Here is a 13,066-nt window from a genome sequence, read left to right as displayed (position 1 = left end):
AAGCCGAGCGACAGATAGGCTTTCAACAAAGCTGTCGACCAACTTCCTGGTGCGGTGTCCTGGCCGGTTGCGGGACCCTTGGCGGCATGGATACCGCCAAGGGGCCTGCACGGACGGATTCACGGCGTGTCCCGCAAGCGGTAAGGGCACTGCGCCCCCCGATCACTGAGCTGTGACTGCATCGGACTTCGCTGCGCGCGTGATCGGTTCGCAATGAGGAGGATGGTCACGCGTATGTCCTTGCCAGTTCTAGCGCTGCAGCCAGCGTTTTCTGCCAGAGATAGTTCTCCTCGCGGCCAATCGCTCTTGTGCGATGCACATGGTCTGCTTGATGGCGTCATCGCCGCACATTGATGGAACCACCGCGATATCTCGTTGTCACACCCTGGATGTTGTCGATGTAAGGAGTTCCACGATGCAATCCAAGTCTTCGCGTTGGCCGTGGCTGCTGGCGGTGCCGGTGGTGGCTGGCGCCGCCTGGTGGCTATTCAGCGGGTCACCCACTACGCCGGGTGCATTGCCTGCGCCGATTAGCCAGACCGCCAGCGCCGTGGCAGCGGCGGTGACCCCCGCGTCGCCGGCACCGGCCGGGCCGCGCCATCCGGTGCAGCAGCCCTCGGCCGATGCCGCCGACGCTGCGATTCCTGCGCTGGCACAGAGCGATGCCGCTGCGTGGCAGGCCTTGCTGGAACTGGTGCAGGACGATGGCGCCTTGTCGATCGTGCTACGCAAGCACCTGATCGAACGCGTGGTGGTGATGATCGACAATCTCACCCAGCCCAGCATCAGCCGTCGCGCCTCGGTGCTGCAGCCGGTGGCGGGCGAATTCGCAGTGTCCGATGCCAGCGGGAGTGTGGTGATCAATCAGGCCAATGCGGCGCGGTATGCGCCTTACGTGGCGGCATTCACCCAGGTGGATGCGCAGGCGCTGGTGCGCAGTTATGTGCGTTTCTATCCGCTGTTCCAGCAGGCCTATGCCGATCTTGGTGCGCCGGACCGCTACTTCAACGACCGCGTGATCGACGTGGTCGATCATCTACTGCGCACGCCTGACCCGGTACAGCCGATCAAGGTGCAGCGCGACGAGCGTGGCCGTTATCGTTTTGTCGATCCCGCGTTGGAGTCACTGTCGGTTGGTCAAAAAGCGCTGCTGCGGTTGGGGCCTGCGCAAGCGACTGCAGTTAAGGCGCAGTTGCAGCGGATCCGGACGGCGTTGCTGCAGGGACGTTGAGGCAACGTGTGATGACGTGAGGAGAAGGTCGCCCGAATGCGCCTTGCATGCATGGATGCAGCGCCGTGCGCCATCCCAGCAGGGAAACAACGCAACTTCGGCGGCACACGATGCATCACGCGCCACCATCGCTTACGCCGCATCCAGCTCCGGATAGTGGCGGAAGATGCCGTTGGTATTGAACGCCACGCGTCGTTCGGAGGCGAGATAGGCCGCGATGCGTGGGCGGACAGCCACGCGCTGTTGCAGCGCTTTCAGGCCTGGCAGCTCGCCTGACAGCGTCTTCATGCGCTTCGGGAACATGTATTCCAGCCCGCTGATCAGTTGGAACAACGACAGATCCACATAGGAATGCGTGCCAAGCACATGCGTGCCGCCGGCCTGTTGCAGCACCTGCTCGAAGTAGCCCAGGAACTTGGGCAGGCGGTTGTCGCGCAGATCCTTGGCGCGCTTGGCTGCCTCGGCTTTCTGGTCTTCGTAATACAGGCCGGTGGCGATCGGATGATGGCTGTCGTGCACCTCGGCCACCAGGTCGGCGATGGTCAGCTGCAACTGCAATGCCTGGATGCGCTGTGCTTCCGAATCAGGCACCAGCTGCAGTTGCGGTCCGATGACATGCAAGATCGCCGCCACCTGCGCAACCACCGTGTCGCCGGCCTTGAGGAAGGGTGGTGCGAACGGCTGGGCGCCGGCCTGGTGGCCTTCCAGAAAGGCATTCATCACCTCATCGCCTTCGACACGCGCCACGTCGGTGTAGTCGGCGCCGGCGTCTTCCAGTGCGAGTCGGACGAATTCGCCGCGGCCTTGCAGGCCGGTCCAGTAATAGAGCTGATAGTGCATGCGCTGCTCCGCGATCGATGGCGCTACAGCGTAGAAACCGCGCGGCTAGGCGGGCGTGATCGCAGCGTCAGCGGGCTGTGACCCGATATCGTCGTGCGGTTGCGCCAGCAACCAGGCCAGCTTGCGCGCGCGTGGTTGCTGCTTGAGCTGCCACTCTGCGCGCGAGGCGGCGGCGCGGTCCACATACGGATGGCTGGCAAGCAGTTCCAGCGGCGGGTTTGCACGGGTATAGCGCGCGCCGGTGCCGCGCTGATGCGCCTGGAAGCGCCGTTCCAGATCGTTGGTGATGCCGGCGTAATAGCTGCCGTTGCGACATAGCAGCAGATAGAGGTGCCAGGGCTTGGGTGCATCCATGGGCCCATTATCGCCATTGGCCTGGTGTCGTGCAGCGATGGTCTTGGCGAGCGCTGGTTACGGGTGGTCGACACGCGGCGGCGCGTGAGTGAATAACCACCTAAACATTGGTTATTTGACGCTCGCGGCCGCTGCAAACAGCATGCGCTATTGCATTGCAGCGCCGTGTCGGCCTGCGCTGCGGACGGGTCGCCGTGCATGCATGGCGCTCGCCAATTCGCAAAAAATCTCCCCACGCTGCTGCACGACAGCCGACGCCACGAAAGGACGTACATGCCTGCGCGACACCGGACCTCTGCAAGGATCCTCGCTGCTTCGAGATGGTTGGCCAGGCCGCAGGTGCTGGCGTGGAGTCTGGCGTGGGCATGTGCGCCGGTGCTGGCCGATGAAGTGGGCGAGGCTGCTGCGACGCCGGAGCACGCTGCGCAAACCCTGGGCGCGGTCACCGTGACCGCCACGCGCCGCGAAACCACCTTGCAGCAGGTGCCGGTGGCGGTATCGGTGGTGCAGGGCGAGACGCTGGAGCGCGAAAACCGCAACAGCGTGGCCGACCTGCCGGCGCTGGTGCCCAGCCTGAGCTTTCGCAACGGTGCCTCCAACAAGGACACCTCGTTGTTCCTGCGTGGCGTGGGCACCATCTCCACCTCGCCAGGCGTCGAGCCCAGCGTGGCGACGGTGATCGACGGCGTGGTGCTGGGGCGTCCGGGCCAGGCCACGCTGGACCTGCTCGATGTCGAACGCATCGAAGTCCTGCGCGGGCCGCAGGGCACCTTGTTCGGCAAGAACGCCTCCGCCGGCGTGCTCAATATCGTCAGCAAGCCGGCGCCGGAGCTGTTCGGCGGCTATGTGGATTACTCGCACTTCGGTGGCGGCGACGAAGACCGCGTGCGTGCCAGCGTCGGCGGCACGCTGGTGCCGGAACTGCTCAAGGCCAGCGTGTCGGCATTGTGGGCCGAGTACGGCGGCAACGTGCGCAATGTGGCCGACGGCCAGACCGTCAACGGCTACCGGCGCGCCGGCGCGCGCTTGCGGCTGGACCTGAGCCCGAACCCGGATTTGAACGCGACGCTGCTCGCCGACTACCTGCAATCGCACAGCGACGCGCCCAGCGGTGTGGTGGTGGACAGCACGCGTGCCGACTTCGCCACGGCGCTGGCCCCGGTCATCGCCAGGGACGACAACCGGCAGATCAACAGCGATTACCGCACGTACCTGGACGACATCAACAAGGGCGCCTCGCTGCAGCTGGACCAGCAACTCGGCGATGCGCTGCTGACCTCGATCAGCGCGTGGCGGCAATGGGACAACACCCAGTTCCAGGATGGCGATCGCACCGCGCAACGCAGCGCGGCGTTTCCGTCCTCGCACGACCGTGGCGACCTGGGCTACACGCAGTATTCGCAGGAAGTGCGCATCCAGACCCCGCGCGACCGCGCGGTGGAAGCGGTCGCCGGGCTGTATTACCTGCATGCGCGCAACGACGAAACCTACCGCCGCACGGTGACGACGCCCACCGCCAGCAACGTGGGCGTGGCCGACTACGCCACCCGCGCGGAAACCTATGCCGCCTTCGGCGAGGCTACCTGGCATTGGCGCCCGGATCTGCGCGCGCTGCTGGGCGCGCGCTTCACCCGCGACACGCTCGACTACCGGCATCAGCGCGTATCCAGCTCGGCAACCGCAGTCACCGGCATCCAGCCGTCCACCGCAAGCAGCGGCAGCACCGCAGAAAACGGCGTGTCCGGCCGCACCGGCCTGCAATACGATTTCGACGCGCGGACCACCGGCTACATCACCTATTCGCGCGGCTACAAGGGCCCCGCCTACAACGTGTTCTTCAACATGCAGCCGCGCGACACGCCGGCGCTGAAACCGGAGACCTCCAATGCCTGGGAGCTGGGCCTGAAGGCGCGCGCCCTGGACGATCGCCTCAGTGCGAATGTGGCGCTGTTCCATACCGAATACGCCAACTACCAGGCCAACTTCTTCGACACCGTGGCCGGGCAGGTGGTGACGCGCCTGATCAACGCCGGGCAGGTGCGCACGCAGGGCCTGGAACTGGATCTGGACTACCGGCCCACCGAGCGGCTCAGCCTGGCCGCCTCGCTGGCCTACACGCAGGCGCGCATCCAGCGGTTTGCCTGCCCCACCGCAGCGGCGGCCAACTGCAATGTCGACGGCCGGCCGTTGCCGTTTTCGCCGGACTGGAAGGGCAATCTGCGCGCCGGTTACCGGGTGCCGTTGCGCGGCAGCCTGGCGCTGGAATTCAACGGCGACGTGAGCTGGCAGGACAGCGTGCAGTACGACCTCAGCCAGACCCCGCAGACCATCCAGGGCCCGTATGCGATCTGGAATGCCAGTATCTCACTGGCCGACGATGTGCATGGCTGGCGGGTGGCGGTGCTCGGCCGCAATCTCGGTGACCGCTCATACGCCCCGTTGCTGGCCAATGCCACCGGCAACGTGTTCCGGCTGGTGCCACGCGACGACCAGCGCTATGTCGGGCTGCAACTGCACAAGGATTTTTGACGATGTCCGTGATGTTTGTTGATGCTGATTCGCGCAATGCAGGCGCACCGCACGGTGAACTGCGATGAGCGCTGCACGACAGCTCTCGCTCGGTGCGTTCCTGATGGCCACCGGCCACCACGTGGCCGCGTGGCGGCACCCGCAGGCCAGTGCCGACCCGCTGGTGTTCGACCATTATCGCGAGATGGTGCGCATCGCCGAAGCCGCCAAGTTCGATGCGGTGTTCGTGGCCGACAGCCTGGCTGCGGCCGGTGGGCCGGTGGCGTCGCGGATGGCGCGCTCCAGCCTGTTCGAGCCGCTCACGCTGCTGAGCGCGTTGGCGGTGGTGAGCGAGCGCATCGGCCTGATCGCCACCATGACCACCAGCTACAACGAGCCGTATCACGTGGCGCGCAAGTTCGCCTCGCTGGATCATCTGTCCGGTGGGCGTGCCGGCTGGAATCTGGTCACCTCCGATGCCGCCGACGAAGCATTGAACTTCAACCGCGACGCGCATTACGTGCATGCCGAGCGTTATGCGCGGGCGCGCGAATTCCAGCAGGTGGTCGCCGGGCTGTGGGACAGCTGGGACGACGATGCCTTCATCGCCGACACCGCTGCGGGCGTGCACTACGATCCGGCGCGGCTGCATGTGCTGGATCATCGCGGCACGCACTTCCAGGTCCGCGGCCCGCTCAACATCGCGCGTGCGCCGCAGGGGCATCCGGTGCTGGTGCAGGCCGGCTCGTCCGAGCCCGGGCGCGCGCTGGCTGCGGAAACTGCCGAGGTGGTGTTCACCGCGCAATCGTCGCTGGCCAAGGCGCAGGCGTTCTATGCCGACATCAAGGGGCGCCTGGCACAGTTCGGGCGCGCGCGCGATGCGTTGAAGGTGATGCCGGGTGTGTTCATCGTGGTCGGGCAGAGCCAGGCCGAGGCGCAGGACAAGTTCGCGCAGTTCCAGGAGCTGGTGGAGCCGGAGGTCGGCATCGCGCTGCTGTCGCGCATGCTGGGCAATTTCGATCTGTCCGGCTATCCCCCCGATGGCCCGTTGCCGGAGCTGCCACTCACCGAAACCGGCCAGCGCAGCCGCCAGCAGTTGTTCACCGAGCTGGCCGGACAGGAGCAACTGAGCATTGCCCAGCTCGGTCGGCGTATCGCAGGCGGACGCGGGCACTACAGCCTGATCGGCACGCCGGCACAGATTGCCGACGAGCTGCAGGCCTGGTTCGAAGGCGAGGCCGCGGACGGTTTCAACGTGCTGGTGCCGCATCTGCCCGGCGGCCTGGCCGATGTGGCCACGCACGTGGTGCCCGAGTTGCAGCGGCGTGGACTGTTCCGGCGTGAATATGCAGGGCGCACCCTGCGCGATCATCTGGGGCTGGCACGCCCCGTCAATCGCTTCAGCGCACGCTGACTCACCGGATACCCTGATGACCTATCTCGCACATCCCGATCGTTACGACCGCATCGCCTACCGCCGTGTCGGCCGCAGCGGCCTTGTCCTGCCTGCGCTGTCGCTGGGCCTGTGGCACAACTTCGGCGACAGCACGCCGATCGACACGCAGCGCGCATTGCTGCGGACCGCCTTCGACCTGGGCATCACCCATTTCGATCTGGCCAACAACTACGGCCCGCCGTATGGCAGCGCGGAAATCAACTTCGGCCGCCTGCTGCGTGAAGACTTCAAGCCGTATCGCGATGAATTGATCCTCTCCACCAAGGCCGGCTGGGACATGTGGCCGGGCCCGTACGGGCAGGGCGGCAGTTCGCGCAAATACCTGCTGTCCAGCCTGGATCAGAGCCTGCAGCGGCTGGGCGTGGACTATGTGGACATCTTCTACTCGCACCGCTTCGATGCGGACACGCCGTTGGAAGAGACCGCCGGCGCACTGGCCAGCGCGGTGCAGCAGGGCAAGGCGCTGTATGTGGGCGTGTCGTCGTATTCGGCAGCGCGCACGCGCGACATCGCTGCCTTGCTGCGCGAGTGGAAGGTGCCGCTGCTGATCCACCAGCCGGCCTATAACCTGTTCAATCGCTGGGCCGAGCACGAGCTGTTCGATGCGACCGACGAGGTCGGCGCCGGAGTGATCGCATTCACGCCGCTGGCGCAGGGCCTGTTGACCGGCAAGTACCTCAATGGCGTCCCCGGCGATGCGCGCGTGAATCGTCCCGGTGGCGACTCGCTGCGGCCGGAACATCTGTCCGAGGCCAACCTGCAGCGCGCACGTGGGCTGGATGCGATCGCGCAGCGGCGTGGGCAGAGCCTGGCGCAGCTGGCCCTGGCCTGGGTGCTGCGCGACCCGCGGGTGAGCTCGGCATTGCTGGGCGCCAGCCGCCCGGAGCAGTTGATCGAAAACGTCGCGGCCTTGCAGACGCCCGGGTTCAGTGCGGACGAGTTGGCCGAGATCGACCGCTTTGCGGTCGAAGGTGGCGTCAACCTCTGGGAAAAACCGTCCACCGATTGGCAATGAGGAACGCTCCGATGCGCTACCGCTTTTTGATTGCTGCGTTGCTGTTGTCCGGCATCGCGTGGCTGCAACCCGCAGCGGCGGCCGAGCCGGCGCAGTTGCGTATCGGCTATCAGAAAGCGGTGTCCAGCCTGGTGCTGGCCAAGCAGCATCGGTTGCTGGAGCAGCGCTTCCCGCGCACCAGAATCAGCTGGGTCGAGTTTCCAGCCGGCCCGCAGCTGCTGGAAGCCTTGAACGTGGGCAGCATCGACCTGGGCGGTGCGGGTGATATTCCGCCGCTGTTTGCGCAGGCCGCCGGAGCCGATCTGCTGTACGTGGGCTGGGTGCCGCCCACGCCCAAGGCCGAGACCATCCTGGTGCCGGCCAGCAGCACGTTGCGGCGGGTGGCCGACCTCAAGGGCAAGCGGGTGGCCTTTCAGAAGGGTTCCAGCGCGCACAACCTGCTGCTGCGGTTGTTGGCCACGTCCGGCCTGAGCATGCGCGACATCACGCCGTTGTATCTGTCGCCGGCCAACGCACGTGCGGCATTCGCGGCCGGGCAGGTGGATGCCTGGGCGATCTGGGACCCGTGGTATTCGGCGTTGACGCTGGATGGCAGCGCACGCCTGCTCGCCAACGGCGAAGGGCTGGGATTGACCGGCGGGTTCTTTCTGTCCTCGCGGCGTTATGCCACCGCGTGGGGTCCGTTCGTGCAGCAGGTGATGCTGCAGCTCAACCAGGCCGATGGCTTGCTGGAGCGCGACCGCGCCGGCAGCATCAAGGTGCTGGCGCAGGTCAGCGGGCTGTCGCCTGCGGTGGTCGAGCGCACGCTGGCGCATCGCCCGCCGGCCAGCGTGCAACCGCTCAGCGCCGAGGTCATCAAGGCGCAGCAGGCCACTGCCGATCTGTTCTACGCGCAGCGCTTGCTGCCCAAGCGCGTGCTGGTGGCCCCGGCGGTATGGCGGGCGCCCGCAGGTGCTGCGTTGCAAGCGGCAAGCAAGCAGGCGGCGGGCAAGTGATGCGTGGAAGCAGGAATACACTCGCAAGCAGGAGCGCATGCGCAGGCCAGAACGCGTGCCGAGCATCCGTGAGCGGACAGGCGCACGCCGTTGTTTCGCTGCATCGCCCAACCAATAAGGCTGCGCGATGAGTCGCCGCTCGCAGCGATTAGGCAACGTGCTGGTGCCCTGGCTAGTGCCGCTGGCCTTGCTGGTGGCCTGGCAGATCGCAGCCTCCGGCGGCTGGTTGCCGCAGCGCATCCTGCCCGCGCCGGATGCGGTGTTGCGTGCCGCAGTGACGTTGGTGCAAACCGGCGAGTTGTGGCAACACCTGGCGATCAGCAGCTGGCGCGCGGCCGTGGGCCTGGCCATCGGCGGCAGCATCGGGTTTGCGCTGGGCCTGCTCACCGGCGTGTCGCGTGTGGCCGAACGCCTGCTCGACAGCGCCCTGCAGATGCTGCGCAACGTGCCGCATCTGGCGCTGATTCCGCTGGTGATCCTGTGGTTCGGGATCGACGAGGGCGCCAAGCTGTTTCTGGTGGCGCTGGGCACCTTCTTCCCGATCTATCTCAATACCTATCACGGCATCCGCAGCGTAGACCCGGCCTTGATCGAGATGGCGCGCAATTACGGCTTGCGCGGCCCGCAGCTGTTTGTCGATGTGTTGTTGCCCGGTGCGTTGCCGTCGATCCTGGTCGGCTTGCGCTTTGCGTTGGGCCTGATGTGGCTGACCCTGATCGTGGCCGAAACCATTTCCGCCAGTTCCGGCATCGGCTATCTGGCCACCAACGCACGCGAGTTTCTGCAGACCGACATCGTGGTGGTGGCCATCGTGCTGTACGCGCTGCTCGGCAAGCTGGCCGATCTGGCCGCACGCGGGCTGGAAGCCTGGTGGCTGGGCTGGCATCCGGCGCAGCAACAGCGTGCGGAGCTGCGCCGATGAGCGGAACAGACACTGGCCTGCCGCTGACCTTGCGCGGCATCGGTAAGCGCTACGGCGACAGCGAGGTCTTGCGCGGTATCGACCTGGAGATTGCACCCGGCGCCTGCGTGGCGGTGGTCGGGCGCAGCGGCTGCGGCAAGAGCACCTTGCTGCGCGTGATCGCCGGGCTGGAAGCGGCCGATACCGGCACCGTCGACAGCGGTCATGCAGCGCTGGCAGCGCAGCGCGATGCGGTGCGGCTGATGTTCCAGGACGCGCGGTTGTTGCCGTGGAAACGCGTGATCGACAACGTGGCGCTGGGCCTGGGGCGTGCCGGGCGTGCGCAGGCACAGGCGGCGCTGGATGCGGTAGGGCTGGGCACACGCGGCGGCGATTGGCCGGCGGCGCTGTCCGGCGGTCAACGCCAGCGCGTGGCCCTGGCGCGCGCACTGGTACACCGACCGCGGCTGCTGTTGCTGGACGAACCGCTGGGCGCACTGGATGCGTTGACGCGCATCGAGATGCAGCAGCTGATCGTGCAGTTGTGGCGGCAGTACGGCTTCACCCTGGTGCTGGTCACCCACGATGTGGCCGAGGCGAGCGCGCTGGCCGATCGCATCGTGCTGATCGAACACGGCCAGGTCGGCCTGGACCTGCCGGTGCCGGTGCCGCATCCGCGTGCCCCCGGCGCGCCGGCCCTGGCGGCAATCCAGGCGCAGGTGCTGTCGCGTCTGCTGGGGGCGTCGCACGTGCCGGCGCCAGCGGCTGCGGAGAATCCTGCTGCGGCGCCTGCGTCGCTGCCGCTGCGGCGGATCGTGTAACGACGTGTCCGTCGGCCTGGGGTGGTCCAGGTCACTGGGCGAACCCCCACCGCCCAGCCCAGGCGCCACCGTGTGTGAGCCGATCCTGCTGCCCCGCATCGGCACCTGCGCAGCCGCCAAACCTTGAAACCCCGCACGGCAGCCGCATCTGCACGGTATCGTCGGCGTCGCCGGCCACCAGTTCAGAGGATTATCCCCATGCGGATGGACAAGCTCACCTCGCGGTTCCAGCAGGCGCTGGCCGACGCGCAGTCGCTGGCCGTGGGCCGCGACCACAACATCATCGAGCCGGTGCACGTGCTCGCCGCATTGCTCGACCAGAGTGGCGGCAGCACACGCCCGCTGCTGTCGCAGGCCGGCGTCAACGTGCCGTTGCTGCGCGAGCGGCTGGGCGAGGCGCTGGACACGCTGCCCAAGGTCTCCGGGCAGGAAGGCAACCTGTCGATCGGCAACGATCTCAACCGCCTGCTCAACCAGACCGACAAATTGGCCCAGCAACATGGCGACGCCTTCATCGCCAGCGAGTGGTTCGTGCTGGCCGCCGCCGACGATGCCAGCCCGCTGGGCGTGGCCTTGCGTGCGGCCGGCGGCGACAAGAAGAAGATCGAAGCCGCCATCGACAAGCTGCGCGGCGGCGAGACCGTGCAATCGGAAAACGCCGAGGAACAACGCCAGGCGCTGGAAAAATACACCATCGACCTGACCGCACGTGCCGAGAGCGGCAAGCTCGATCCGGTGATCGGCCGCGACGAAGAAATCCGCCGCACCATCCAGGTGTTGCAGCGGCGCACCAAGAACAACCCGGTGCTGATCGGCGAACCCGGCGTGGGCAAGACCGCGATTGTCGAAGGCCTGGCGCAACGCATCATCAACGGCGAAGTGCCCGAAGGCCTGCGCGGCAAGCGCGTGCTGTCGCTGGACATGGGCGCGCTGATCGCTGGCGCCAAGTTCCGCGGCGAGTTCGAAGAACGGCTGAAGGCGGTGCTCAGCGACCTGTCCAAGAACGAAGGCCAGATCATCCTGTTCATCGACGAGCTGCACACCATGGTCGGCGCCGGCAAGGCCGATGGCGCGATGGACGCCGGCAACATGCTCAAGCCGGCGCTGGCGCGCGGCGAGCTGCATTGCATCGGCGCCACCACGCTGGACGAATACCGCAAGTACATCGAAAAGGACGCGGCACTGGAGCGGCGTTTCCAGAAGGTGTTCGTGGGCGAACCGACGGTGGAAGACACCATCGCGATCCTGCGTGGGCTGAAGGAACGCTACGCGGTGCATCACGGCGTGGAGATCACCGACCCGGCGATCGTTGCCGCCGCCACCTTGTCCAACCGCTACATCACCGACCGCCAGCTGCCGGACAAGGCGATCGACCTGATGGACGAAGCGGCATCGCGCATCCGCATGGAGATCGACTCCAAGCCGGAAGAACTCGATCGCCTGGAGCGCCGCCTGATCCAGCTCAAGATCCAGCGCGAGATGCTGAAGAAGGAAAAGGACGACGCCTCGCGTCAGCGCCTGGCCGATCTGGAAACCGACATCGACAAGCTCGAACGCGAGTTCTACGACCTCAACGAGTTGTGGAAGTCGGAAAAGGCCGCGCTGCAGGGCACCACCAAGGTCAAGGAGCAGATCGAGCACGCCAAGCTGGAGCTGGAAGCCGCGCAACGGCGCCAGGACTACGCCAAGATGAGCGAGATCCAGTACGGCGTGCTGCCGCAGCTGGAAAAGCAGATGGCGCTGGCCAACGAGGTCGAACATCACGACTTCAAGCTGGTGCAGGACCGCGTGACCGCCGAGGAAATTGCCGAAGTGGTGTCGCGCTGGACCGGTATCCCGGTCAACAAGATGCTTGAGGGCGAACGCGACAAGCTGCTGCGCATGGAAGACGAGCTGCACCAGCGCGTGGTCGGCCAGAACGAGGCGATCAAGGTCGTCTCCGACGCGGTGCGGCGTTCGCGTGCAGGCCTGTCCGATCCCAATCGTCCGAGCGGCTCGTTCCTGTTCCTGGGCCCGACCGGCGTGGGCAAGACCGAGTTGTGCAAGGCGCTGGCGGACTTCCTGTTCGACAGCACCGAGGCGATGATCCGCATCGACATGAGCGAGTTCATGGAGAAGCACTCGGTCTCGCGGTTGATCGGCGCGCCTCCAGGCTATGTGGGCTATGAGGAAGGCGGCTATCTGACCGAGGCGGTGCGGCGGCGTCCGTATTCGCTGATCCTGCTGGACGAGGTTGAAAAGGCGCATGCCGATGTCTTCAACATCCTGCTGCAGGTGCTCGACGACGGCCGCCTGACCGATGGCCAGGGCCGCACGGTGGACTTCCGCAACACCGTCATCGTGATGACCTCCAACCTGGGCTCGCACCAGATCCAGGAGCTGTCCGGCGACGGCAGTGCCGAGGCCTATACGCAGATGAAGGCAGCGGTGATGGGCGTGGTGCAGGCGCATTTCCGCCCGGAGTTCATCAACCGGCTCGACGACATCGTGGTGTTCCACCCGCTGGACAAGGCGCAGATCAAGTCGATCGCGCGCATCCAGTTGCATGGGCTGGAAAAACGCTTGTCCGAGCGCGGCCTCAAGCTGGACCTGGACGATGCCGCGCTGGAATTGCTCGGCAATGTCGGTTTCGATCCGGTGTATGGCGCGCGCCCGCTCAAGCGTGCGATCCAGTCGCAGGTGGAAAACCCGCTGGCCCAGCAGATCCTGTCCGGCCAGTACCTCGGCGGCGACACCGTGCGCGTGCGTGCCGAGGGTGGGCGGCTGGTGTTTGGCAAGGGCTGAGACGCGGCGCCAATCGTGCGCCGTATCGCTGGCAGTGGTTGAAGCAAGCAACGGGCACTGCGCAGGCAGTGCCCGTTTGCATGAGGGGATGGCGCATGCGGCGCATCGTCGGCGCTCACAACACGGCGGCATAAGGTCATCACTGCTGGTTTGCAGACACG

Annotated in this window: 10 protein-coding genes; 8 read left to right on the top strand and 2 right to left on the bottom strand. The window is 66.3% G+C overall.

Annotated elements, in window-relative coordinates; translation table 11 throughout:
* Positions 1–415: 415 nt before the first annotated feature.
* Positions 416–1,231, top strand: a complete 816-nt coding sequence (locus ABQY64_RS15675; RefSeq protein WP_349779924.1) for a DUF3014 domain-containing protein — start codon at positions 416–418, stop codon at positions 1,229–1,231.
* A 132-nt stretch (positions 1,232–1,363) separates the two neighbouring features.
* Here the strand turns inward: ABQY64_RS15675 and ABQY64_RS15670 are convergent, their stop codons facing one another.
* Entirely contained in the window at positions 1,364–2,071 is a 708-nt protein-coding gene (locus tag ABQY64_RS15670) for a glutathione S-transferase (RefSeq protein WP_167705765.1), read from the bottom strand.
* 45 nt (positions 2,072–2,116) lie between these two features.
* On the bottom strand, positions 2,117–2,425 hold the full coding sequence (locus ABQY64_RS15665; RefSeq protein ID WP_126967647.1) for a GIY-YIG nuclease family protein: 309 nt from the start codon (positions 2,423–2,425) through the stop codon (positions 2,117–2,119).
* A gap of 273 nt (positions 2,426–2,698) precedes the next feature.
* Here ABQY64_RS15665 and ABQY64_RS15660 point away from each other — a divergent pair, with 273 nt between their 5' ends.
* From ABQY64_RS15660 to clpB, 7 genes are all read left to right on the top strand, one after another.
* On the top strand, positions 2,699–4,954 hold the full coding sequence (locus ABQY64_RS15660) for a TonB-dependent receptor (RefSeq protein ID WP_349779923.1): 2,256 nt from the start codon (positions 2,699–2,701) through the stop codon (positions 4,952–4,954).
* Between the two features lie 64 nt (positions 4,955–5,018).
* Entirely contained in the window at positions 5,019–6,347 is a 1,329-nt protein-coding gene (locus ABQY64_RS15655) for an LLM class flavin-dependent oxidoreductase (protein ID WP_349779922.1), read from the top strand.
* Positions 6,348–6,363: 16 nt separating this feature from the next.
* On the top strand, positions 6,364–7,404 hold the full coding sequence (gene mgrA / locus ABQY64_RS15650; protein ID WP_167705764.1) for an L-glyceraldehyde 3-phosphate reductase: 1,041 nt from the start codon (positions 6,364–6,366) through the stop codon (positions 7,402–7,404).
* Between the two features lie 11 nt (positions 7,405–7,415).
* Positions 7,416–8,399, top strand: coding sequence for an aliphatic sulfonate ABC transporter substrate-binding protein (locus ABQY64_RS15645; protein ID WP_167705763.1), 984 nt, complete (start codon positions 7,416–7,418; stop codon positions 8,397–8,399).
* Positions 8,400–8,526: 127 nt separating this feature from the next.
* On the top strand, positions 8,527–9,321 hold the full coding sequence (gene ssuC, locus ABQY64_RS15640) for an aliphatic sulfonate ABC transporter permease SsuC (protein ID WP_039519435.1): 795 nt from the start codon (positions 8,527–8,529) through the stop codon (positions 9,319–9,321).
* On the top strand, positions 9,318–10,121 hold the full coding sequence (locus ABQY64_RS15635) for an ATP-binding cassette domain-containing protein (RefSeq protein ID WP_126967644.1): 804 nt from the start codon (positions 9,318–9,320) through the stop codon (positions 10,119–10,121). The genes ssuC and ABQY64_RS15635 overlap by 4 nt, the downstream gene beginning before the upstream one ends.
* Before the next feature lie 198 nt (positions 10,122–10,319).
* Positions 10,320–12,905: an ATP-dependent chaperone ClpB gene (gene clpB, locus ABQY64_RS15630; RefSeq protein WP_024940653.1), complete on the top strand. Its 2,586-nt coding sequence runs from the start codon at positions 10,320–10,322 to the stop codon at positions 12,903–12,905.
* Positions 12,906–13,066: the final 161 nt, after the last annotated feature.

It is taken from the genome of Xanthomonas sp. WHRI 7065, assembly GCF_040203115.2.
In the GTDB taxonomy this organism is placed as follows: domain Bacteria; phylum Pseudomonadota; class Gammaproteobacteria; order Xanthomonadales; family Xanthomonadaceae; genus Xanthomonas; species Xanthomonas arboricola.
This window is presented reverse-complemented; position numbering and strand designations above follow the sequence as displayed.

Excerpts from the sequence above, each read along its gene's own strand:
- ABQY64_RS15675 (WP_349779924.1), top strand. The coding sequence starts at position 416 with ATGCAATCCAAGTCTTCGCGTTGGCCGTGGCTGCTGGCGGTGCCGGTG.
- ABQY64_RS15670 (WP_167705765.1), bottom strand. The coding sequence starts at position 2,071 with ATGCACTATCAGCTCTATTACTGGACCGGCCTGCAAGGCCGCGGCGAA.
- ABQY64_RS15665 (WP_126967647.1), bottom strand. The coding sequence starts at position 2,425 with ATGGATGCACCCAAGCCCTGGCACCTCTATCTGCTGCTATGTCGCAAC.
- ABQY64_RS15660 (WP_349779923.1), top strand. The coding sequence starts at position 2,699 with ATGCCTGCGCGACACCGGACCTCTGCAAGGATCCTCGCTGCTTCGAGA.
- ABQY64_RS15655 (WP_349779922.1), top strand. The coding sequence starts at position 5,019 with ATGAGCGCTGCACGACAGCTCTCGCTCGGTGCGTTCCTGATGGCCACC.
- mgrA (WP_167705764.1), top strand. The coding sequence starts at position 6,364 with ATGACCTATCTCGCACATCCCGATCGTTACGACCGCATCGCCTACCGC.
- ABQY64_RS15645 (WP_167705763.1), top strand. The coding sequence starts at position 7,416 with ATGCGCTACCGCTTTTTGATTGCTGCGTTGCTGTTGTCCGGCATCGCG.
- ssuC (WP_039519435.1), top strand. The coding sequence starts at position 8,527 with ATGAGTCGCCGCTCGCAGCGATTAGGCAACGTGCTGGTGCCCTGGCTA.
- ABQY64_RS15635 (WP_126967644.1), top strand. The coding sequence starts at position 9,318 with ATGAGCGGAACAGACACTGGCCTGCCGCTGACCTTGCGCGGCATCGGT.
- clpB (WP_024940653.1), top strand. The coding sequence starts at position 10,320 with ATGCGGATGGACAAGCTCACCTCGCGGTTCCAGCAGGCGCTGGCCGAC.